General features: G+C 73.1%; 17 protein-coding genes. 5 read left to right on the forward strand and 12 right to left on the reverse strand.

Features of this window, described 5'->3' with window-relative positions; genetic code table 11:
• Positions 1 to 123: 123 nt before the first annotated feature.
• Positions 124 to 1,731 carry a PucR family transcriptional regulator gene (locus tag ACH4J0_RS06410; RefSeq protein WP_396236809.1) on the reverse strand — a complete coding sequence of 536 codons (1,608 nt, stop codon included), beginning with the start codon at positions 1,729 to 1,731 and terminating at the stop codon, positions 124 to 126.
• 388 nt (positions 1,732 to 2,119) lie between these two features.
• Between ACH4J0_RS06410 and ACH4J0_RS06415 the strand changes: the two genes are divergently transcribed.
• The 5 genes from ACH4J0_RS06415 to ACH4J0_RS06435 all read left to right on the forward strand — a co-directional run bounded on the left by ACH4J0_RS06415 (position 2,120) and on the right by ACH4J0_RS06435 (position 8,963).
• Complete coding sequence (locus ACH4J0_RS06415) at positions 2,120 to 3,007, forward strand: FAD binding domain-containing protein (protein WP_396236811.1); 888 nt, start codon at positions 2,120 to 2,122, stop codon at positions 3,005 to 3,007.
• A complete protein-coding gene (locus ACH4J0_RS06420) occupies positions 3,004 to 3,492 on the forward strand; it encodes a (2Fe-2S)-binding protein (RefSeq protein WP_396236813.1) in 489 nt (162 codons plus the stop codon). The genes ACH4J0_RS06415 and ACH4J0_RS06420 overlap by 4 nt, the downstream gene beginning before the upstream one ends.
• On the forward strand, positions 3,489 to 5,855 hold the full coding sequence (gene pucD, locus ACH4J0_RS06425; RefSeq protein ID WP_396236815.1) for a xanthine dehydrogenase subunit D: 2,367 nt from the start codon (positions 3,489 to 3,491) through the stop codon (positions 5,853 to 5,855). The genes ACH4J0_RS06420 and pucD overlap by 4 nt, the downstream gene beginning before the upstream one ends.
• 262 nt (positions 5,856 to 6,117) lie before the next feature.
• Positions 6,118 to 7,602: an NCS2 family permease gene (locus ACH4J0_RS06430; protein WP_396236817.1), complete on the forward strand. Its 1,485-nt coding sequence runs from the start codon at positions 6,118 to 6,120 to the stop codon at positions 7,600 to 7,602.
• Between the two features lie 176 nt (positions 7,603 to 7,778).
• Entirely contained in the window at positions 7,779 to 8,963 is a 1,185-nt protein-coding gene (locus tag ACH4J0_RS06435) for an XdhC family protein (protein ID WP_396236819.1), read from the forward strand.
• 61 nt (positions 8,964 to 9,024) lie between these two features.
• Here ACH4J0_RS06435 and ACH4J0_RS06440 read toward each other — a convergent pair whose 3' ends face one another.
• From ACH4J0_RS06440 to ACH4J0_RS06490, 11 genes are all read right to left on the reverse strand, one after another.
• Complete coding sequence (locus ACH4J0_RS06440) at positions 9,025 to 9,648, reverse strand: LysE family translocator (protein WP_396236821.1); 624 nt, start codon at positions 9,646 to 9,648, stop codon at positions 9,025 to 9,027.
• A gap of 34 nt (positions 9,649 to 9,682) precedes the next feature.
• Positions 9,683 to 9,997 carry a PIN domain nuclease gene (locus ACH4J0_RS06445; RefSeq protein WP_396237467.1) on the reverse strand — a complete coding sequence of 105 codons (315 nt, stop codon included), beginning with the start codon at positions 9,995 to 9,997 and terminating at the stop codon, positions 9,683 to 9,685.
• 117 nt (positions 9,998 to 10,114) lie between these two features.
• Positions 10,115 to 11,875 (reverse strand): SDR family oxidoreductase, encoded by a 1,761-nt coding sequence (locus ACH4J0_RS06450; protein WP_396236823.1) that lies wholly within the window; start codon positions 11,873 to 11,875, stop codon positions 10,115 to 10,117.
• Entirely contained in the window at positions 11,872 to 12,807 is a 936-nt protein-coding gene (locus ACH4J0_RS06455) for a M24 family metallopeptidase (protein WP_396236825.1), read from the reverse strand. The genes ACH4J0_RS06450 and ACH4J0_RS06455 overlap by 4 nt, the downstream gene beginning before the upstream one ends.
• A gap of 13 nt (positions 12,808 to 12,820) precedes the next feature.
• Positions 12,821 to 13,909: a PDR/VanB family oxidoreductase gene (locus ACH4J0_RS06460; protein WP_396236827.1), complete on the reverse strand. Its 1,089-nt coding sequence runs from the start codon at positions 13,907 to 13,909 to the stop codon at positions 12,821 to 12,823.
• Between the two features lie 225 nt (positions 13,910 to 14,134).
• The gene (locus ACH4J0_RS06465; protein WP_396236829.1) at positions 14,135 to 15,052 is read right to left on the reverse strand and encodes a metal-dependent hydrolase; all 918 of its coding nucleotides are present in this window, start codon (positions 15,050 to 15,052) and stop codon (positions 14,135 to 14,137) included.
• 268 nt (positions 15,053 to 15,320) lie between these two features.
• Complete coding sequence (locus tag ACH4J0_RS06470; protein WP_396236831.1) at positions 15,321 to 16,100, reverse strand: IclR family transcriptional regulator; 780 nt, start codon at positions 16,098 to 16,100, stop codon at positions 15,321 to 15,323.
• A 332-nt stretch (positions 16,101 to 16,432) separates the two neighbouring features.
• The gene (locus tag ACH4J0_RS06475; RefSeq protein WP_396236833.1) at positions 16,433 to 17,893 is read right to left on the reverse strand and encodes a catalase; all 1,461 of its coding nucleotides are present in this window, start codon (positions 17,891 to 17,893) and stop codon (positions 16,433 to 16,435) included.
• Positions 17,894 to 17,949: 56 nt separating this feature from the next.
• Positions 17,950 to 19,209, reverse strand: coding sequence for an allantoicase (gene alc, locus ACH4J0_RS06480; RefSeq protein WP_396236835.1), 1,260 nt, complete (start codon positions 19,207 to 19,209; stop codon positions 17,950 to 17,952).
• Positions 19,210 to 19,218: 9 nt separating this feature from the next.
• Complete coding sequence (allB, locus tag ACH4J0_RS06485; protein ID WP_396236837.1) at positions 19,219 to 20,598, reverse strand: allantoinase AllB; 1,380 nt, start codon at positions 20,596 to 20,598, stop codon at positions 19,219 to 19,221.
• A gap of 169 nt (positions 20,599 to 20,767) precedes the next feature.
• Positions 20,768 to 21,910, reverse strand: a complete 1,143-nt coding sequence (locus tag ACH4J0_RS06490; RefSeq protein ID WP_396236839.1) for a glycerate kinase — start codon at positions 21,908 to 21,910, stop codon at positions 20,768 to 20,770.
• Positions 21,911 to 22,214: the final 304 nt, after the last annotated feature.

The following is a 22,214-nucleotide window of genomic DNA, read 5'->3' on the forward strand; positions in this document are numbered from 1 at the left end:
GGATCGACCGCCGGCCGATCGGAGCTGACAGGAATCGATCAGGCTGCCGAAGAGACCGCCGATCAGGCCGCCGGTCAGGCCGCCGGGGGAGACCACTGATGAGAGTGCCGAAGAGGCCCCCGGTCAGGCCAGCTCCAGCGCCAGGTAGAAGTCCACCCGGTCCTCCAGCCGGGACAGGTCCCGCCCGGTCAGCTCCTCGATTCGGCCGATCCGGTAGCGCAGGGTGTTGACGTGGACGTGCAGCTGCCCGGCGCAGCGGGTCCAGGAGCCGTCCGAGCGCAGGAAGGCCTCCAGGGTGCGGACCAGGTCCGCCTGGTGCTCGATGTCGTACGCGATCACCTTGTCCAGCAGCCGGCTGCGGAAGGCGCGCCGGACCTCGTCCGGGACGGCCGCCAGCAGCAGCACGTGCGAGGCCAGCTCCTCGGGGCCGGCCACGCAGACCCGGCCGACCCGGGCGGCGGCGATCCGGCGGGCGTGCCGGGCCTCCTCCAGGGCGCCGCGCAGGCCGCCGGCCTCGGAGGCGGGGGCGGAGACGCCGAGGGTGATCCGGCCCTCCGAACCGAGCCCGGCCTCCAGCGGGGCGAGCAGTTCGCGCAGGGTGTCGGCGGGCACCGGGGTGTCCAGCGCGGGCAGTACCACCACGGCGCCGTTGCCCGCACCGGCGACCAGCGCACGGTCGGTGGTGCCGCCGAGCGCCTCCTCCAGGACGGCCCGCACCGTGCCCTCCGGCAGACCGGTCCCCTCCGCACTGAGCACCAACCAGGACGCGTCCTGGGTCTGCGACTTCGGTTCGGGGCTCTCGTAGCGGGCCGCCATCGCCGAGGAGGCGTACAGGGTGCGGCTGATCTCGGCCGGGTCGGCGTCGCGGCGCAGCAGGGCGAGCAGTTCGTCGGCCAGCCGGCGGCGCAGCCGGCGGCCCTCGTCCCGGCGGTGGCGCTCGGCGGCGACCAGGCGGGCCAGGTTCTCGGCGAGCTGCTGGCGCTTGTTGGTCCACTCGGTGACGTCGCCGGCCACCGCGAGCACCCAGTCGGCCAGCAGCGAACCGGTCTGCGGCGCCTCGGGCCCGGCGGAGGCCCCGGCGGGCAGCAGCGAGTAGGCGCCGCCGGCCAGCCGGGCCCGGTGCGGGGGGCGGCGGCGCTGGCGCTGGGCGGCGAGGTGGGCGCGGACCAGTTGGTCGCGGTCCTCGGCGGTGAGCCGGTCGGCCGGTCCGGCGATCACCGCGCCGGTCGGGGCGAGCACCCAGCAGTCCAGGTCGAGGTCGCCGCCGAGCAGGTCCAGCACGGCGTCCAGGCCGCCGCCGCCGGCCGCCGAGACCAGCAGCCGGTGGCGGTCGACCAGGGCGGCGAGGTCGGCGGCGCGGTCGGCGGAGACCTGACGGCCGATGAACTCGGTGACGGTGCCGAAGGCGATGTCGTCGGGGACGGCCAGCAGCGGCATCCGGTGCCGGCGGCAGGCCTCGACCAGGTCCTCGGGCACCGGGCCGACCTCGGCCTCGCCGGCCGCCAGGGCGACCGCGCCCCCGGCCGCGATGGTCCGCACGAACCGCTCGGAGTCGGCCGGGCCGCCGCGCCAGAGCATGCCGGTGAGCACCAGCTCGCCGCCGTGGAGGTAGCGGCCGGGGTCGTGCAGGTCCGTGGTCATCACGCCGCTGACCTGCCGGTCCAGCTCCTCCTCGGCCGCGAGCAGGCGCAGTCGTGGGGCGCCGGGGGCGAGCAGGTCACGGACACGCATCCGCGGACTCCTTACGGGGGGTGGACCAGGGGGTGGGCCATGGACTGGAACGGGGATCGGGGGCCGGATCGGGGGGGTGGGGGGACGCGGGGCGCGCGGTCCGGGGGTGACAGTGTGCCCGAACATCCGTGCTCGGCGTTACGTACCAGCGGGTCACCGGGTCACGGGCCCGTAGCCCGCGAATCACGGCCGGATTACGGTCGTAGGTAGCAACCGGCGAACACCTGGGCTGCGGGATTCTCCTGCTTAGAGGAACGTACAGGATGCCGGGCGGGCTCACAGCCGGGGCTTCATGCCATCGGTGACTGCCAGTGGCCCCGGTCACAGGAGTTCACTGGGCGACACGCCACCGGACACCCGGTCGGCGAAGACTTGAGGAGACACCCGCATGGAGTTCCTTCGGCCCGCCACCTGGGACGAGGCTCTCGCGGCGAAGGCTGAGTACCCGACCGCGTTGCCCATCGCGGGCGGCACGGACGTCATGGTCGAGCTGAACTTCGACGTGCACCGGCCATCCGCGATTCTCGACCTGAACCGCGTCACCGAGCTCACCGAATGGACGAACGACGGCAGCGTCGTCCGGCTCGGCGCCTCCGTCCCGTACGCCCGGATCATCGAGGAGCTGTCCGGGCCGCTGCCCGGGCTCGCCCTGGCGGCCCGCACCGTCGGCTCACCGCAGATCCGCAACCGCGGCGGCGTCGGCGGCAACCTGGGCGCGGCCTCCCCGGCCGGTGACTCCCACCCGGCGCTGCTGGCGGCCGGGCGGGACGTGTACGTCGAGGCGGCCTCGGTGCGCGGCACCCGGCTGATCCCGGTCGACGAGTTCTACGTCGGGGTCAAGCGCAACTGCCTGGAGTCGGACGAGCTGATCCGCGCCGTGCACGTGCCGGTCGCGGACGGCCCGCAGCAGTTCTCGAAGATCGGCACCCGCAACGCGATGGTGATCGCGGTGTGCGCCTTCGGCTTCGCCCTGCACCCGAAGAACGGAACCGTCGGCACCGGGATCGGTTCGGCTGCCCCCACGCCGCGCCGCGCCGTCGAGGCCGAGGAGTACCTCCAGGGCGTGCTCGCCGAGCGCGGGCTCTGGGAGAGCGGGGAGCTGCTGGGCACCGAGGTTGTCCAGCGCTTCGGCGAGCTGGTGAAGGCCGCCGCCTCCCCGATCGACGACGTGCGGGGCACCGCCGACTACCGGCGGCACGCGCTGGCCGTGATGGCCCGCCGCACCCTCACCTGGTGTTGGAACGACTACAGCAAGCAGATCAGGAGCGCGGCATGAGGGTCACGTTCACCGCCAACGGCAAGCCGGTCGAGGCCGACGACGTGTGGGAGGGCGAGAGCCTGCTCTACGTGCTACGCGAGCGCGTCGGCCTGCCGGGTTCGAAGAACGCCTGCGAGCAGGGCGAGTGCGGTTCCTGCACCGTCTACCTCGACGGCGTGCCGGTCTGCTCCTGCCTGGTCGCGGCCGGCCAGGTGCAGGACCGCGAGGTGCGCACGGTCGAGGGCCTGGCCGAGGAGACCGGCGAACTGGGCCTGGTCCAGCAGGCGTTCGTCGACGCCGGGGCCGTCCAGTGCGGCTTCTGCACCCCGGGGCTGCTGGTGCAGACCGACGCCCTGCTGGAGAGGGACGCCCAGCCGAGCGACAACGACATCCGCGAGGCGCTGTCGGGCAACCTGTGCCGCTGCACCGGCTACGAGAAGATCATGGACGCGGTGCGGCTCGCCTCGGCCCGCAAGTGCTCGGGCAAGGGGGCCACGGCATGAGTACGCGAACCATCCAGGGCCAGAAGAACCTGCAGAACATCAACCAGGCCTCCAAGGACGGCATCGGCGGCTCGCCGCTGCGCCCGGACGGCAACCTGAAGGTCAGGGGCGAGTTCGCGTACTCGTCCGACCTGTGGCACGAGGACATGCTCTGGGGCATGGCGCTGCGCTCGCCGCACCCCCGCGCGAACATCCTCTCGGTGGACATCTCCGAGGCGCTCAAGGTGCCCGGCGTCTACGCCGTGCTGACCCACGAGGACATCCCCGGCTCCAAGTACTACGGCCTGGAGATCCAGGACCAGCCCGTGCTGGCGATCGACAAGATCCGGTACCACGGCGAGGCGATCGCGCTGGTCGCCGCCGACCACCCGGAGACGGCCCGGCGCGCGGTGAAGAAGATCAAGGTCGAGTACGAGGTGCTCACCCCGATCGTCACCGAGGAGCAGTGCCTGGACCCGGAGACCCACGGGTACGTCCACGAGCCGCACGAGTACAAGTCTCACGCGTACGGCAACATCTGCCACGAGCAGAAGCTGGTCTCCGGCCTCGGCGTGACCGACGAGGTGCGGGCGACGGCGGACGTCATCGTCAGCGGCGACTACGAGGTCGGCATGCAGGACCAGGCCTTCCTGGGCCCCGAGTCCGGCCTCGCGGTGCCCGCCGAGGACGGCGGCATCGACCTCTACATCGCCACCCAGTGGCTGCACGTGGACCGGGAGCAGATGGCCCCGGTGCTGGACCTGCCCGAGGAGAAGGTCCGGCTGACGCTGGCCGGCGTCGGCGGCGCCTTCGGCGGCCGCGAGGACATCTCGATGCAGATCCACGCCTGCCTGCTCGCCCAGCACACCAACAAGCCGGTCAAGATCGTCTACTCCCGGGACGAGTCCTTCTACGGCCACGTCCACCGCCACCCGGCGAGGATGCACTACGAGCACGGCGCCACCCGCGACGGCAAGCTGGTCTTCGCCGACTGCCGGATCGTGCTGGACGGCGGCGCTTACGCCTCCGCCTCCCCCGCCGTGGTCGGCAACGCGGCCTCGCTCGGACACGGCCCGTACGTGATCCCGAACGTGAGGATGCACGCCATCGCGCTCTACAGCAACAACCCGTCCTGCGGGGCGATGCGCGGCTTCGGCGCGGTGCAGGCGGCGTTCGGCTACGAGTCGCAGATGGACAAGCTGGCCGTCGAACTGGGCATGGACCCGGTGGAGCTGCGGCAGCTGAACGCCATGTCGGAGGGTGACTTCATGCCCACCGGCCAGCAGATCGACTCCCCCGCGCCGGTGGCCGAACTGCTGCGCCGCGCCAAGGAGATGCCGCTGCCGCCGCCGCTGGACACCGAGCACCTGGACGTCCGCGCGCTGCCCGGCGCGCTGTCCAACACGTCGCACGGCGAGGGCATCGTGCGCGGGGTGGGGTACTCGGTCGGCATCAAGAACGTCGGCTTCTCCGAGGGCTTCGACGACTACTCCACCGCCCGGGTGCGGCTGGAGGTGATCGGCGGAGAGCCGGTCGCCATGGTGCACACCGCGATGGCCGAGGTCGGCCAGGGCGGCGTCACCGTGCACGCCCAGATCGCCCGCACCGAGCTGGGCGTCGAGCAGGTCACCATCCACCCGGCCAACACCGAGGTGGGATCGGCCGGTTCGACCTCCGCCTCGCGCCAGACGTACATGACCGGCGGCGCGGTGAAGCTGGCCGCCGAGGCCGTCCGGCGGGCGCTGGTCGAGAAGGGCCGGCGCCGCTACGGCTGGACCCACCAGGACATCACGCTGGCCGGCGGCAAGGTCGTCTCGGAGAGCGCCGGCGTGCTGGTGCCCATCGTGGACCTGCTCGGCGACGAGGCCATCGACCTCACCCGCGAGCACCACCACCGGCCCACCCAGGCCTTCGACAAGCAGACCGGCCAGGGCTTCGGCCACGTCCAGTACACCTTCTGCGCCAACCGCGCGGTGGTGGACGTGGACGTGGAACTGGGCCTGGTCAAGGTGGTCGAGCTCACCGCCGTCCAGGACGTCGGCAAGGCGCTCAACCCGCTCTCCGTGGTCGGCCAGATCCAGGGCGGCTGCACTCAGGCGCTCGGGCTCGCGGTGATGGAGGAGATCATCGTCCGCGACGGGAAGGTGCGCAACGCCTCCTTCACCGACTACCTGATCCCCACCATCCTGGACACCCCGCCGATCCCGGTGGACGTCCTCGAACTGCCCGACCCGCACGCCCCGTACGGGCTGCGCGGCGTCGGCGAGGCGCCGACCGTGTCGGCGACCCCCTCCATCGTGGCGGCGATCCGCAACGCGACCGGCCTCGCGCTCAACCGGATCCCGGTCCGGCCGGAGCACCTGACCACCGAACAGCCCGGCTGACCCAGGGAGTTCGGGAACAGCACGACCGAGCAGTACTTCCCGGGGCGGCGCCGAGTCTTCCCCGCCGCCCCGGGACTCCCACCCGCTGCCCATCCCGCGCCGGGGTTCCGCAGTGGTGCGCACCACCCTCAACTGCACCGCTGGCACTCCCCCCCCCGACGAGTGCCCCAGTGAGTCGATACCGTCCCCCTGTGCCAACTTCGTTGACTGGCAGTCAGGTCGGCTCGCCCACCCCAACCCCCATTGACACTTGGGAGTGGACATGACCAGGATCCCCACGGAGCCCGGCACCACCGAAGCAGACAGACCCACCGAGGACGAGACCCACCCCTCGCCCCCGGCGCCAGGGCCGCAGGGCACCCTCGACGCCTACTTCAAGATCTCTGCCCGCGGCTCGACCCTCGCCAACGAACTGCGTGGCGGCCTCACCACCTTCATGGCGATGGCGTACATCATCCTGCTCAACCCGCTGATCCTCAGCGGCGCGGACGTCACCGGCGTCAAGCTCGACCACGCCGCGCTGACCACCGCCACCGCCCTCGCCGCGGCCGTCACCACCATCCTGATGGGCCTGGTCGGCAACGTGCCGCTGGCCCTGGCCGCCGGGCTCTCGGTCTCCGGCGCGGTCTCCGCGCTCGTCGTACCGCACACCACCTGGCCGCAGGCCATGGGCCTGTGCGTGATCTACGGCCTGCTGATCGTGCTGCTGGTGGTCTCCGGACTGCGCGAGAAGATCATGAACGGCATCCCGCTGCCGCTCAAGCACGCGATCACCATCGGCATCGGCCTGTTCGTCACGATCATCGGCCTGTACAAGGCCGGCTTCGTGCACACCGGCGGCCCCACCCCGCTCTCGCTCGGCCCGTTCGGCGAACTCTCCGGCTGGCCCGTCCTGATCTTCTGCCTCACCCTGCTGACGATCTTCGTGCTGATGGCGCGCGGCGTGCGCGGCGCGATCCTGATCGGCATCGCCGGCGGCACCGTGGTCGCGATCGTCGTCAACAGGCTCGCCCACGTGCCCGCCAAGGCCTGGGCCAACTCCGTTCCGGTGTGGCCCGGCAGCCCCGTCGCCGCCCCCGACTTCAGCCTGTTCGGCCACGTCGACCTGTTCGGCGCCTTCGGCGGCAAGGGCATGGGCGCGATCAGCGCGTCCGTCGCGGTGTTCACGCTGGTCCTGGCCGGCTTCTTCGACGCCATGGCCACCATCATCGGCGTCGGCACCGAGGCCGGACTGGCGGACAAGCAGGGCCGGATGCCCGGCCTGTCCAAGGCCCTGTTCATCGACGGCGCCGGCGGCGCGGTCGGCGGCCTGGCGGGCGCCTCCGGCCAGACCGTCTTCGTCGAGTCGGCGACCGGAGTCGGCGACGGCGCCCGGACCGGCCTCGCCTCCACCGTCACCGGCGCCCTGTTCGCGCTGATGCTGTTCTTCTCGCCGCTGGCCGGCATCGTCCCGGTCGAGGTCGCCTCCGCCGCCCTGGTGGTGATCGGCTCGATGATGATGAGCCAGGCTCGGCACATCGACTGGTCCGACCGCGAGGTCGCCATCCCGGCCTTCCTGACCTCCGTGCTGATGCCGTTCACCTACAGCATCACGGCAGGCGTCGCCGCCGGCGTCATCTCCTACTCGGTGATCAAGGCCGGGCAGGGCAAGTGGCGCGAGCCCGGGCTGCTGATGTGGGTCCTCACCGCGCTGTTCGTCGTGTACTTCGCGCTCAGCCCGATCAAGTCCTGGCTGGGCGTGCACTAGCCGATCCCTCGGCACTGCCGCTCTTCGGTACCGCCGTCCTTCTGACACCGCCGTCCTTCTGACACCGCCGTCCTTTTGACACCGCGGTCCTTTTGGCACCGCCGCCGCCGTACGGGATCGTTTCCCGTACGGCGGCGTCTCCCGCTACTGTCGAAACCGTGTAAGGAGCCTCCGACATGCAGGACATCGCCGAGCAGTTGCAGGCCTGGCACGCGTCCGGGCGCTCCTTCGCCGTGGCCACCGTGGTCGGCGTCTCCGGCAGCGCCCCGCGCGACCCGGGTGCGGCCCTTGCCGTCGACGCCGGCGGCGAGGCGGTCGGCAGCGTCTCCGGCGGGTGCGTCGAGGGTGCGGTGTACGAGCTCTGCCAGGCCGCCATCGAATCCGGCGAACCGGTGCTGGAGCGCTTCGGCTACAGCGACGAGGACGCCTTCGCGGTCGGGCTGACCTGCGGCGGGATCCTCGACGTGTTCGTCCAGCCGGTCGTCCCAGGGGCCGACCCCGGCATGGACGCCGGCCTCGCCGCCATCGCCGACGACACGCCCGTCGCCCTGGCCCGGGTGATCGCCGGACCGGCCGGAATGCTCGGCGCCACCATCGCCGTCACCGCCGGCGGACAGCACGGCGCGCTCTCCGTCGGACCGTCCACCGTGGGCGCCCTGGAACGCTCCGTCGTCGCGGAGGCCCGGGCCATGCTGGAGGCCGGACGCACCGGGCGGATCGTGCTCGGCCTCGACGGACGGCCCTGCGACGACCAGGGGCAGGGCACGGTCACCTGCTTCGTCGAGTCCTACGTGCCCGCGCCGCGGATGCTGGTCTTCGGCGCCATAGACTTCGCCGCCGCCGTGGTGCGGATCGGCAAGTTCCTCGGCTACCACGTCACCGTCTGCGACGCCCGGCCCGTCTTCGCCACCGCCCGGCGCTTCCCCGAGGCCGACGAGGTGGTGGTCGACTGGCCGCACCGCTACCTGGACTCCCAGCTCGGCCGGATCGACGGGCGCACAGTTCTGTGCGTGCTCACCCACGAGGCCAAGTTCGACGTCCCGCTGCTGGAACGCGCCCTGCGGCTGCCGGTCGGCTACGTCGGCGCTATGGGCTCCCGGCGCACCCACCGCGACCGGCAGGCCGAACTGCGTGAAGCCGGGCTCACGGACGGCGAACTCGCCCGGCTGCGCTCCCCCATCGGCCTCGACCTCGGCTCGCGCACTCCGGAGGAGACCGCCGTCTCGGTCGCCGCCGAGATCATCGCCCACCGGCGCGGCGGCAGCTGCCTGCCGCTGAGCGCCGGGGACGGCCCGATCCACCACGACGCCGCGGCGGCCCCGGAGGAGCCCCGGGTCGCACGCCGGACGCACGCCGCCTGAGGTCGGCGCCGGCTCGTTCAGTCGGCGAGGGTTCAACCGGAAGGGTTCAGTCGGCGAGGGTTCAGTCGGCGAGGGCCAGCTTCAGGCCGAAGCCCACCACCGCTGCTCCGGTCACCCGGTCCATCAGCCGCCGCGCTGCCGGGCGGCGCAGCCAGCCCCGCAGCACCCGGGCGAAGCCGACCAGGACGGTCGACCAGAGCACGCCCTCCACGACGTGCACGCAGGTCAGCGCCACCCCGGCGGCGAAGTGCGGGGCGCCGGCGGGGATGAACTGCGGCAGCACGGCCACGTAGAACACACCGACCTTGGGGTTCAGCAGATTGGTCAGCGTGCCGCGCCGCCAGCCGTGCCCGAACCCGCCCTCGACGGACTCCTCCTCCTCGGCGACGGCCCCGGTCCCCCGCTTGCGCAGCATCCCGATGCCCATCCACACCAGGTAGGCGGCGCCGGCCCAGCGCAGGACCTCGTACGCCACCTGCGAGGCGGTCAGCAGCGCCGTCACCCCGGCCGAGGTCAGCGTCCCCCAGATCAGCGTCCCGGTCTGGATGCCCAGCACCACGCCCCAGGCCTGCCGCCGTCGCCCGATCGCGGAGGTCCGCAGGATCAACGCGGTGTCGAGCCCGGGCGTGAGCGTGAGCAGCCCCACGACGACGGCGAAGGACCACAGGGCGGTTGTCATCTCCATGGGCCTGGATGTTCTCACAGGCCCGGCGAGCCGCTCAGTCCGCCGTCCCCTGGGGAACGACCCACTCGGTCGGCTGGCCGGTGACGGCGGCGATCATGTCGTAGTCGCCGTCGTAGTGCGGCACGGTCACGCCGTGGCGCTCTGCGGTGGCGGCGATGACGAGGTCCGCCACGGACAGCGCCCGCCAGTTTCCGGCGGCGGTGAGTAGGGACTGCGCCTCGATGGCCCGCTCCCACACCTCGCCGGGTGTGGGCAGCCAGCCGAAGCCACGCAGGCCGTCTCGGATTCGGTCGGCATCGGCCTTGGACCAGGCGCTGTACATGATCTCCAGCTCGATGGCGCCGCAGATGGCGAGCCGCCCCTAGCCATGGCCGGCCTCCTGAAGGACTGTGGGTCTTCGATATCAACATCAATGCGAGTCGATAGCGCAGGCCTGAACCGGGCCGATCGGGTGACCTTCACCCGATCAGGTGACGTTGAGGCGGGCGGCGAGGCGGAGGAGGCCGGGGCTGAGGCGGGAGAGGAGGCGGGCGGCCTTGGCCTCGGGGGTGACCGGGACGACGGGCTTGCCGGTGCGGACGGCGCTGAGGATCGCGGTGGCGACCTTCTCCGGCGGGAAGCCGCGGCGGGCGTAGAGCCTGGCCGCGCGGGCCTGCTTGGCGGACTGCTCGGCGGCGGTACTGGCGGAGAAGGTGGAGGTCCGGGTGATGTTGGTGTTGACGATGCCGGGGCAGATGGTGGATACGCCGATGCCGTGGCCCACGAACTCGGCGCGCAGGCAGTCCGAGAGCATGAACACGGCGGCCTTGCTGGTGGCGTAGGCGGTGAGCGCCTTCGAGGGGAGGTAGGCGGCGGCCGAGGAGACGTTGACGATGTGGCCGCCCTGGCCGCGGTCGGCCATCAGGGCGCCGAAGGCGCGGCAGCCGTGGATCACGCCCCAGAGGTTGACGTCCAGGACGCGCCGCCACTCCTTCTCGGTGGTCTGCAGGAAGGTCCCGGAGTGGCCGACGCCCGCGTTGTTGACCACCACGTCGGGCACGCCGTGCTCGGCGGCGACGCTCCGGGCGAAGGCGTCCATCGCGGCGCCGTCGGAGACGTCCACCCGGTAGGCGTGCGCCTCGGGGCCGATCAGCGAGGCGAGTTCGGCGGTGCGCTCGGCGGCCGCGAGGTCGAGGTCGCAGACCACCACCCTGGCGCCCTCCTCGGCGAAGGCGAGCGCGGTGGCCCGACCGATACCGCTGCCGCCGCCGGTGACGACGACCAGGCGGCCGTCGCCCCCGGCACCCCGGGCCTGTCCCGCCTCGATCCGGGCGGTGAACTCGCGGACCATGCCGGCCACGGTGGCTCCCTTCTCCAGCAGCGCCGACCAGTGGCCGGCGTGCAGCGTGCGTCGGGTCAGATCGGGCGCCCAGCGCTCCAGGCCCTCGGAGAGGTAGGTGCCGACGTAGCGGTCCCGGGTGAGGGTGATCAGCTGGACCGGGACCTCGGTCGGCCGCTCGCGCGGACTGCCCATCGTGGGGCGGAAGTTGGCCCGGTACAGCTCGATGCCACGGACCGCGTCGCGACGCAGGGTGGGCTGCGGGTGGTCGGCGCGCGGGGTGACGTGCTCCAGGTCGCGCAGCACCCGCGGCCAGGCCCGGGCGAGACCGAGGCGCCAGACGGCCGGGGCGAGGTAGGGCAGATGGAAGGCGGTGATGTACCAGGAGTGCAGGCCCTGGTGGACCAGCTGCTTGAGGTGGCGCGGGGTGGGGCGGCGCAGCCGGTGGCGCAGCCAGTGGCCCATGTGGTCCAGGCTGGGGCCGGACAGGGTGGTGTAGGAGGCGATCCGCTGCCGGGCGCCGGGGGCGGTGACGGCCTCCCAGGACTGGATCGAGCCCCAGTCGTGGGCGACCAGGTGCACCGGGCAGTCGGGACTGACGGCTTCGGCGACGGCGAACAGGTCGTCGGCGAGGCGCTCCAGGCGATAGCCGTCGCGGTCGGCCGGGGTGGCCGACTCGCCGGCGCCGCGCACGTCGTAGCGGACCACGTGGTGGTCGCGGGCGAGGTCGGCGGCGATGTCGTCCCAGACGGTGTGGGTGTCCGGGTAGCCGTGCACCAGGAGGACGGTGGGGGCCTGCGGATCGCCCTGCTCGAAGACGGCGAGCGGGAGGCCGTCGGAGTGGACGGTCCGGCGGCGGACCGGGGGCGTCGGCGGGGTCGTCGTGGGAGGCGTCGTCGGGGGCGTCATCGCGTGGCCTCCAGGGCGGTCGGCTCGTCGGTCGGCTCGGTGGTCGGTTCGGTGGCCGGGGCGGTGGCCGGCTCGGTGGCCGGGGCGGTGGCCGGGGCGGTCCAGCGGCGGACGTGCGGGAGGTCGTCGTCGAGCCAGTGGGCGTCGTCCTCGGTCACCACCAGCAGTTCCTCGAACTTGATGCCCACGCCGCGGAAACCGATGTGCGGCTCGACCGCCCACAGACCGGGAGTGGGCGCGTGCCGGGACGACCGGCCGTCCGCCCACAGCGGCGAACGGCCGTGCAGGCGCTCGGAGATGAGCTCACGGCCGAGGGTCTGCAGGGTGCGCACGCCGAAGCCGAGGACGTTCACCCCGGCCGGGCCGCGCACGGTGGTGCGGGTCACCTGGTGGCCGATCACCCGGCCCGGGTAGACCTGGTGGCGGTTGTCGTAGCCGTGCGCGGCGATCTGCGCGTCCACCGCCGCGTACACCTCGTTGAGCGGCCGACGGGCGCGCACCTCGGCGAGGATCAGCTCGCGGTAGACCTTGAGATCGGCGGCCAGCCGGTCCCAGGCCCGGTTCTCGCCGATCTTGCCGCCGTAGCCGATGTCTGCGGTGTAGCCGTCCACGACGGGCGCGCAGTCCAGCACGTACGGCATGCCCTCCTCCAGCCTGCGGTTCCCGGCGAAGAACTGCAGCGGAGTGTGGAAGTGCCGGAAGGCGGTGCGGTCGCCGAACCAGGCGAAGGGGACGTGGAAGAAGTCCTGCACCCCGGCGGCGACCAGGCGGCGGCGCAGCTCGGCGGTGGCCTGCCGCTCGGTTACGCCCGGTTCGATCCAGGCGGCGACCTCTTCGGCGCAGTGGTAGGCGAGTTGCTGGGTCTCACGGAAGCGGGCGAGGTCGCGGGCGGTGTACGGGAACGCGGGGCTCGCCTTCGCCATCGGGGGCATCGAGGGGCTCCTTCTATACGTCGAGCACGAGGGTCTCACCCTCGGCGGCCCGGGAGACGCAGGGCAACAGGGCGCCGGCGGCGCGCTGCTCGGGGGTGAGGCGGCGGTCCCGGTGGTCGGGCCGGCCGGCCAGCAGGCGCACCTCGCAGGTGCCGCAGAAGCCCTGGTGGCAGGAGTACGGGAGGTCCGGACGGGCCTCGCGCAGCACGTCCAGGGCGGAGCGGTCGGCGGGGACGTCCAGGGTCGGACCGTCGGTGCCCAGCCGGACGGCGAAGGGCTCGCCGTCGGTGACCGGGGCGGCGCCGAAGCGCTCGAAGTGCAGGGCGGCGGCAAGGGACTCGTCCAGGGCCCGCTGGACGGCGGCCAGCATCGGGGCCGGGCCGCAGCAGTAGACGGCGGCGCCGCGCGGCGCGTGGGCGAGCAGCTCGGGACCGGTGGGGACACCGCCGTGCTCGTCGTCGGTGCGCAGCACGACGCGGTGCGGATCGAGGGCGCGCAGCTCGTCCGTGTACGGGAGGGTGTCGGCGCTGCGGCCGACGTGGACCAGGCGCCAGTCGAGGCCGTGGCGCTGTGCCTCGCGGGCCATCGGGAGGAGCGGGGTGACGCCGATGCCGCCGGCGAGCAGGAGGACGGCGGGCTCGGCGCAGAAGGCGAAGCCGTTGCGCGGGCGGCGGGCGGTGAGGCGGGCGCCCGGGTGCAGGGCGTCATGGACCTCGACCGATCCGCCGCCGCCCTCGGGCAGCCGCCTGACGGCGATCCGGTAGCGGTGGCGGTCGGCGGGGTCGCCGCTGAGCGAGTAGTGGCGCTCGCGGCCGGAGGGCAGGGCGAGGCGCAGGTGGGCGCCGGGCTGCCAGGGCGGCAGCGGGCCATCGGAGGGGTCGGCGAAGGTCAATTCGATGACTTCGAAGGCCAGTTGCCGCCGGGCCGCGACGACCAGCTGGAGCGGCGGGGTGGGGCGGCTGAGCGGGCGGCGGGGGTTGCGGCGCAGCAGGGGGCCACCGAGGGCCGGGGAGTAGCGGTCGCCGAAGGCGGTGAGCCGGCGGATGAAGGTGTCGGCGCGCGGGCGGCCGTAGAGGTCGGGCGGTGGGGTGAACAGGTCCATCCGGCGGGGTCCTTGGCGTGGGAGGGGGAGGGTGCGGGCGAGGGGGCGGGTGGACGGGCGAGCGGGCGGACTGGCGGCAGCTGACGGGATTCAGACTTCAGAATTCAGATTTCAGAAGACAGATTTCAGCGAACAGATGACGTCATCTGAAATCTGTTCGCTGAAAGTTGTCAGCTGGCATCTGTCGTTTCCCGGCTGTCCGTTGTATCCATCACCCATCACCCATCACCCGTGCGCGGCCGCGGCGCGGGCGGCCGGGGAGGTGGCGAGATAGCCCAGCGCCTGGCTGGAGGAGCCTTCCTGGGTCGGGTGGTAGCCCGGCCGCAGATAGCGCAGCCCGGAGCGGATGGAGCGGATCGGGTCCGGCAGCAGTCCGCGCTTGGCGATCCGGCCCGCCTCCCGCCAGGTGGGCTTGAGCCGCCCCTCCAGCGTCGGGTCGGCGGCGAGCAGGAAGCGGGCGCCCCGCGCCCAGAGGTGCACCAGCAGCGGCCCGGACAGCGCCATCCCGCGGACCCGGCGCAGGTAGCCCGGATCCAGGTGGACCATCAGGTCGAAGGCGACGCTGCGGTGCTCGACCTCCTCGGCGCCGTGCCAGCGCAGCAGGTCCAGCATCGTCGGGTCGGCCTTGGCCCGGTCCAGGCCCGGGGAGTTGAGTGCCCAGTTGCCGAGGAAAGCGGTGAAGTGCTCGATCGCCGCGACGAAGGCGACCCGCTCGATGATGTTCTCCCGCCGCTGCGCCGGCGTCAGGCCGGGCTTGTCGCCCAGGACGCGCTGGAAGAGCCAGGAGATCTGCCGGACGTACGGGCGCGGGTCGAGCCCCTGGCCGAGCAGGTGGTCGAGCACCTCCTGGTGGGCCTCGGCGTGGATGGCCTCCTGCCCGATGAAGCCGAGCACCTCCTCGCGCAGCTGCTCGTCCCGGATGAGCGGCAGCGCCTCCTTGAACACCCTGACGAACCAGCGCTCGCCCTCCGGCAGCAGCAGGTGCAGCACGTTGATCACATGGGTGGCCATCGGCTCGTCCGGGATCCAGTGCAGCGGCAGCCGGGCCCAGTCGAAGCGGACGTCCCGGGGCTCCAGGACGAGGCTCTCGTGGACGCGCGCGGCGGGGGCGGCGAGGGCGGGGACGGGGGTGGGGCGGGGCATGGCAGGCCCTCCTGACCTGGCGGCGGCGGCTCGGCTCCGGGAAAGGTACTCGCCGGTAGCGGCGACGACAAGGGTTTGGACCAGCCTTATCGACGACGAGTCTAATAAGTGACGCGACCGGAGGCGGGCCCCAGGCCCCGGCCCCCGACCCCCTGCCCTCGGAAACAGCGCCCCCGGAAAACACCGGGGCCCCGCCGGACGCGACACGTCCGGCGGGGCCCGTCAGGGGCGCCCGCGACCGAGGAGCACTCGGGCTCGGCCCACGCCCTCAGACCGCCATCGCCAGCATCAGCGGCGCCGCCCGGGCCGCCAGCAACTCGGCGGCGGCCTTCAGCTTGTGGATGTTGTCCACCGGCATCGAGGTGGCCAGGCAGCCGACCGTGCTGCCCGCCGTGATCGGCACCGCCGCGCAGACCGTGCCGAGCGCGTACTCCTGAATGTCCAGCACCGGCACCGTGGCGGGCTGCCGCTCCAGCCGGTGCATCAACTGGTCGGTGTCGGTGACCGTGCGGGAGGTGAGCCGGGCGACCGGGTGCCGGGACAGGTGGTCCCGCCGGCCGTCCGAGTCGAGCTGGCTGAGCAGGCACTTGCCGATCGCGCTGGCGTGCGCGGTGGCGCGGAAGTCCACCCACTCCTGCACGGCGGGCGCGTAGTCGGCCGCCGAGACCGCTTCGACGGTCAACTCCCCGTCGTGGTAACGGCTGAAGTACACCGCCGCACCCAACTCGTCCCGGAGTTCGGCGAGTTTGCGGTTCAGCCGGGCCCTGACCAGCTGCTCCCGATTGTGCTGTCCGAGCAGGGCGAAGGTGCCGCCGAGCACCCAACCACCGTCCTGGCAGTGGAGATAGCCCTCGATCTCGAGGATCTCCGCGAGTTGCCGGACGGTCGGCAGGCCCAGCGAGGTCTCCCGCGCGAGGGCCACCAGGGTGGCACCGTCGGGGTGCCGGTCGACGGCCTCCAGGAGTCTGAGGGCGTGCTGCAGGGAGGTGAACGGGCCCGTCAGACCCTGGTCCAGCGCGGCGTGACGACCCGGGGCTGGTGTCGACATGTCGTCCCCTTCCGATGTCCCCCCACGGAGCGACCGCGGGCGGTCTCCAGCCTATCCACCCCGGGGCCCGGCCGACTGCCGTCCGTGAATATCCGTGAACATTCCGTGGAGCAAGGGACTGCCACCTGGTAGAAGGGGGCGCACCGGCCCGCGCGGGCCGCGCCCCCGGCCCCCTGCGAACGGCGCGCCCGGCCCGCACGGACGCCCCCCGGTACGCCCGACGGGCCCCTCCCCCACTGCCCAGGGGGGAGGCCCGTCGGGCGGCCGCCGGGGTGCGGGCCCCGGCGGCCCTGAGGGTGCGGACAGGACGTCCGGTGGAGCAGCCTTCGGGGTCAGCCCTCGTCGCCCGCGCGCAGCTTGGCGACGGCCGCCTCGACCCGGGCCCCGTACTCCTCGTCGGCGGCGTGGAAGTGGGCGAGGTTCTTCTCGACCACGTCGTCCCGCGTGACCTGCGACAGGAAGCCCGCGATGTTGTTGACCAGGCGGGTCCGCTCGCCCTCCGACATCAGCCGGTAGAGCTCGCCGGCCTGGAAGAAGTCGTCGTCCTTGGTGTGGGCCGGCGTGGTGTAGGTGCCGGTGTGGCCGTCGAGCTTGAGCGGCGCGGCGAGCGCGTCGTCGGTCTGGGCCGGGCCGTCGTACGAGTTGGGCTCGTAGTTCTTGCCGCGGCCGGCCGCGTTGAGCGCGTGGTAGCCGTCGCGCCCGTAGTTGTCGGCCTCGGTGGCGCGCGGGGCGTTCACCGGCAGCTGGGTGTGGTTGACGCCGAGGCGGTAGCGCTGGGCGTCGGCGTAGGCGAACAGGCGGCCCTGGAGCATCTTGTCCGGGGACGGGCCGATGCCTGGCACGAAGTTGTTCGGCGAGAACGCGGACTGCTCGACGTCGACGAAGACGTTCTCCGGGTTCCGGTTGAGCACCAGGCGGCCGACCTTGACCAGCGGGTAGTCGGCGTGCGGCCACACCTTGGTGAGGTCGAAGGGGTTGAAGCGGTAGTCCGCGGCCTCGGCCACCGGCATCAGCTGGACGTAGAGGGTCCAGGACGGGAACACCCCGCGCTCAATGGCCTGGTGGAGGTCGCGCTGGTGCGAGTCGGCGTCGGCGCCGAGCACCTCGGCGGCCTGGTCGCCGCCCAGGCTGCGGATGCCCTGGTTCGTCTTGAAGTGGTACTTCACCCAGTAGGCCTCGCCCTCGGCGTTGGCCCACTGGTAGGTGTGCGAGCCGTAGCCGTTCATGTGGCGGTACGAGGCCGGGATGCCGCGGTCCCCGAACAGCCAGGTGATCTGGTGGGTCGAGGCCGGGGAGTGGGCCCAGAAGTCCCAGACGTTGTCCGCCTCCTGCACGCCGGTGTACGGGTCGCGCTTCTGCGAGTGGATGAAGTCGGGGAACTTGATCGGGTCCTTGATGAAGAACACCGGGGTGTTGTTGCCGACGAGGTCGTAGTTGCCGTCCTCGGTGTAGAACTTCACCGCGAAGCCGCGCGGGTCGCGCACCGCGTCGCCGGCGCCCAGGTTGCCGGCCACGGTGGAGAAGCGCAGGAAGACCTCGGTGCGCTTGCCGACCTCGGACAGGAAGGCCGCCCGGGTGTACTTCGACACCTCGTCGGTGACCTCGAAGTAGCCGTACGCGCCGGAGCCGCGGGCGTGCACGACGCGCTCCGGGATGCGCTCGCGGTTGAACCGGGCCAGCTTCTCCAGCAGGTGCTGGTCCTGGAGCAGCAGCGGGCCGTACTCGCCGGCCGAGGCCGAGTTCTGGTTGTCGGCGACCGGGGCGCCGGACTCCGTGGTCAGGATCTTGGACATGGAGGGTCCTTCAGGTGTCGATAAGGCGGTGCGTGGAGAGGGGGTGAGCGGCGGGCTCAGACGCCGAGCAGGCGCCACAGCGCCGAGCGGCGGCGGGCGGAGTGCTCGCCGTCCGGACCGTCGGCCGGCTGGAGACCGGCGACTGCGGCGGTGGCGGCGGCCGGGTCCGCCAGCGGGCGGGCGGCGGCCAGCGCGGCGGCCTCCTCGGAGGTCAGGCCGGCGTGGGCGAGGGCGGCCGCGGCCTCGGCGGCCGGGACCGCGTTGAACCAGCGCAGCGCGAGGGCCGCGCGGCCGGCCCCGGTGAGGCGGCCGGTGAGCCGGAGGCGGGCGAGCCCACCGTCCGGGTAGACGTTGATCCGTACGTGGGTCACCGGGCGGCCGACGTCGAGCCGGAAGCGGTGACGGGTGTCGGGCTGCAGGCGGGTGCGGGGCAGGATCTCGAACCATTCGCCGTCGGCCGGGTCCTGCCCGGTCGAGGCGTCGAAGCCGATCAGGTCGGCCCAGCCGGGGGCGTTGGCGACGAAGTGGGTGGTGTCCACCTCTGCGGCCAGGACCTCGCCGCCCCCGGCCAGGGCGATCTGCACCCAGTCGTTGGCCTTGTCGCGCCGACGCCGGGTCTCCCAGCCCTCGCCCATGACGGAGGCGCGACCGGGAGCGTTCAGGTTGTGCGGGGAGGAGAAATAGCGGTCGGACGCCGCCTCGGCCACGCCGCCGTACTCCTGGGCCGCCAGGTCGAAGGTGAGGCCGTCCAGTTCGCGCGGGTCGGGCAGCACCTCGCCGTGCACCCGCAGCCGGGCGACACCGCCGTCCGGGAAGATGCTGAGCCGTACGTGGGTATAGCGGGCGTCGTCCTGGACGGCGAACTCGTGGGCGGTGTCGCCCCGGAGCGGGGTGCGCGGCACGATGACGGTCCACTCGGCGTCCTGCAGTTCCCCGGGCGAGGGGTGCCCGGGGACGGAGGCGGCCTCGACCGAGGCGCTCTCCGGGTAGTTGCCGGTGAAGTGGGCGGTGTCCACGATCACGCCGCGGATCACGCCGCCCACGCCGAGCCGCACGACGGCCCAGTCGTGGTCCTGGTCGGTGGGGTGCGGCTGCTCGGCGGAGACGCCGCGGCGGCGCTTGGACTCCCAGCCGTCCATGATCTGGCCCTTGTGGCCGAAGGTGTGCGGGCGGAACTCGGCGGGCTTGGCCACCAGCAGGTTCTCGGCGTCCGCGAAGGTGTCCTCGTTGGTCGCGACGACGCCCGCGCCGAGCAGTCGGGAGGCCAGGTTGACCAGCTCGGTGAAGGGAGCGCTCGGGGTATCGGCGGTGGTCACTGACTCTCCTCAGAAGGCTTTTTCGGTACGGGAGTTGGCGGGCCGGGCGAGCTGCCGGCCGAAGGGCTCGGTGCCGGTGTCCACCGCGCGGCCGCGCAGCCAGGTGGTGCGGACGGCGCCGGTCAACGTCCGTCCGGCGTACGGGGTCACCGGGTTGCGGTGGTGCAACTCGTCGGCTTGGACGGCGAATTCGCCGTCGGGGTCGAAGGCGACCAGGTCGGCGTCGCAGCCCACCGCGATGGCGCCCTTGATGCCGGTGAGGCCGACCAGTTCGGCCGGTCCGGCGGACATCCAGCGCACCACGTCGGCCAGGGTGTGGCCGCGGCGGCGCGCCTCGGTCCAGATGGCGGGCAGGCCCAGCTGCAGCGAGGCGATGCCGCCCCAGGCGGCCGCGAAGTCTCCGCTGCCGCCATACTCGGGCAGCAGCTTCAGGTCGGGCGTGGACGGCGAGTGGTCGGAGACGACGGCGATGAACTCGCCGTCGGCCAGGGCCTCCCAGAGCGCGTCCCGGTTGGCCTCGTCGCGAATCGGCGGGCAGCACTTGAAGGCGGTGTCGCCGTCCGGCACCTGCTCGGCCGCGAGGGTCAGGTAGTGCGGGCAGGTCTCCGCGGTCACCCGGACGCCGTCCTCACGCGCCCGGCGCAGCAGCGGCAGCACGGCCGCGGAGGAGACGTGCAGGATGTGCACCCGGGCGCCGGTACGCCGGGCCGAGTCGAGCAGGTGGGCGACCGCCGCCGTCTCCGCGCCGGACGGGCGGGAGGCGAGGAAGTCCCGGTAGCGGACACCGGGTTGCTGCGGTGCGGCGGCCAGCACGGCCGGGTCCTCGGCGTGGATGATCGCCAGCGCCCCGATCCGGGCCTGCTCGGCCAGAGCGGCCTCCAGGTCGTCGGCCTCGACGTGCGGGAACTCGTCGACACCGGACGGGGCGAGGAAGCTCTTGAAACCGAACACGCCTGCCCGGTGCAGGGGTTCGAGGTCGGCGACGTTGCCGGGAACGGCCCCGCCCCAGAAGCCGAGGTCGACCCAGGCCTGGCCCTCGGCGGTCTTCCGCTTGACGGCCAGGCCGTCGAGCGTGGTGGTGGGCGGGATCGAGTTGAGCGGCATGTCGATGATCGTGGTGACGCCGCCGGCCGCGGCGGCCCGGGTGGCGGTCGCGAAGCCCTCCCACTCGGTGCGGCCAGGCTCGTTGACGTGCACGTGGGTGTCGACCAGGCCGGGCAGCAGGGCGGTGTCGCCGAGGTCGACGAGCTCGCTGTCGCCGACCACCAGCGATCCGTGGGCGGCGACCTGCTCGATCCTCCCGTCCCGGATCAGCACGTCCGCGGGGCGCTCACCGGCGGGCAGCAGCGCCCGGCGGGAGCGGATCACCGCTGGCTGGCTGAACGGCATGGGGACCTCCGAAACCTGGAACTGGGGGGATGAGGGGTACGCGGGGGCACACCGGACCACGCGGCCCGGGGAGGCGCTCGCGGGGCGGTCGGAGTGGGCGGGGACCGAAGGATTGCGGGGAGCCTAGGCCCGCCTTCAACAAAACGTCAATGGAGGAGCATACGAGGCATCAGGCCCGCAGAAGCGCTTCGGCCAGCCGCTCCCCCGCCACCTCGGCCAGCTCACCGGCCCTGGCCATGCTGTCCCCCGGCTGTTCGGCCAGGTCGGTGAGCGCGATAGCGGCGGTGAAGCCGGCCGCCCGCCACTCGGGCTCGGACAGCTCCAGCCGCCCCGCCACGGCGGCCACCCGAACCCCCGCCCGGGCAGCCGCCGCGGCGACTCCGGCGGGGGCCTTGCCGTGGAGCGTCTGTGCGTCCAGGCAGCCCTCGCCGGTGACGACGAGGCGTGCCCCACGCACGGCCTCGTCGAAACCCAGCAGTTCGAGCAGCAGCTCGATACCAGGTCGCATGGTGGCGCCGAGCAGGGCGAGGGCGGCGAAGCCCACCCCGCCCGCGGCCCCGGCGCCGGGGGCCTGCCGCACGTCGCGTCCGGTCACCGCGGCGACCTGGTCGGCGAAGCGGGTCAGCCCCTCCTCCAGGACCACCAGGTCGTCCCCGTCGGCGCCCTTCTGCGGGCCGTACACGGCGGTGGCGCCGCGTGGGCCGAGCAGCGGGTTGTCCACGTCGCAGGCGACCACGACCTCCACGCCGGTCAGCAGCTCGGCCAGCGGGCCGAGCTCGATCCGCTCCAGTCGGCGCAACGCGGCGCCGCCGGGCGGCAGTTCGACGCCGTCGGCGTCCCGCAGCCGGACCCCGAGCGCCTGCACCATGCCGGCGCCGCCGTCCGTGCAGGCACTGCCGCCGAGGCCGAGCACGATCCGCTTGGCGCCCATGGCCACCGCCCGGCCGATCAGCTGGCCGACGCCGTAGGAGCCGGCCGCGAACGGGGCGGTCCGGCCGCCGGGCAGCCGGGCGAGCCCGGAGGCCTGGGCCAGCTCGACCACGGCGGTGTCGCCGCGGAAGGCGAGCGCGGCGTCCACCGGCAGGCCGGTCGGGCCGGCCACCTTCGCCGGGACGCGGTCGAAGCCGGCCGCGAGTGCCGCGGCCAGGGTGCCCTCGCCGCCGTCGGCGACGGGCAGTTCGCGGATCTCGGTGCCGGGCGCGGCGCGCCGGATGCCGACGGCGATCCGGGCGGCGACCTCGGCGCCTTCGAGGGTGCCCTTGAACTTGTCCGGCGCTACGACCACGTGACCCTGGTGGGGGGTGGGGGGCATCGGTGGTCCTCACTTCCGTACGGGCTCTGGCGGTGGTTCGACAAGCATGTGTCCGGTGGCCCGGGGACCGCGACCCCCGCCCGGGTGGTGGGACCCGGGCCCGGGTGGTGGGACCCGGGCCGCGGGAGGTGGTGCGACCCCCTCCCCGCCGTTCCCCTCGTCCCGCTTCCGACGTACGAGGAGCTCCCCTCGGCGGGGAGGGGGCCAGGCGACGCGCATCAGGCACGACCGAAGTGCCCCCGGGGGAGGGTGTGCGCGTCACCGGCTTGGGCCGACCGGCGGGCGGGCGGATGAGCCCCTGCCC

This window comes from Kitasatospora sp. NPDC017646 (genome assembly GCF_044329365.1).
GTDB lineage: Bacteria > Actinomycetota > Actinomycetes > Streptomycetales > Streptomycetaceae > Kitasatospora.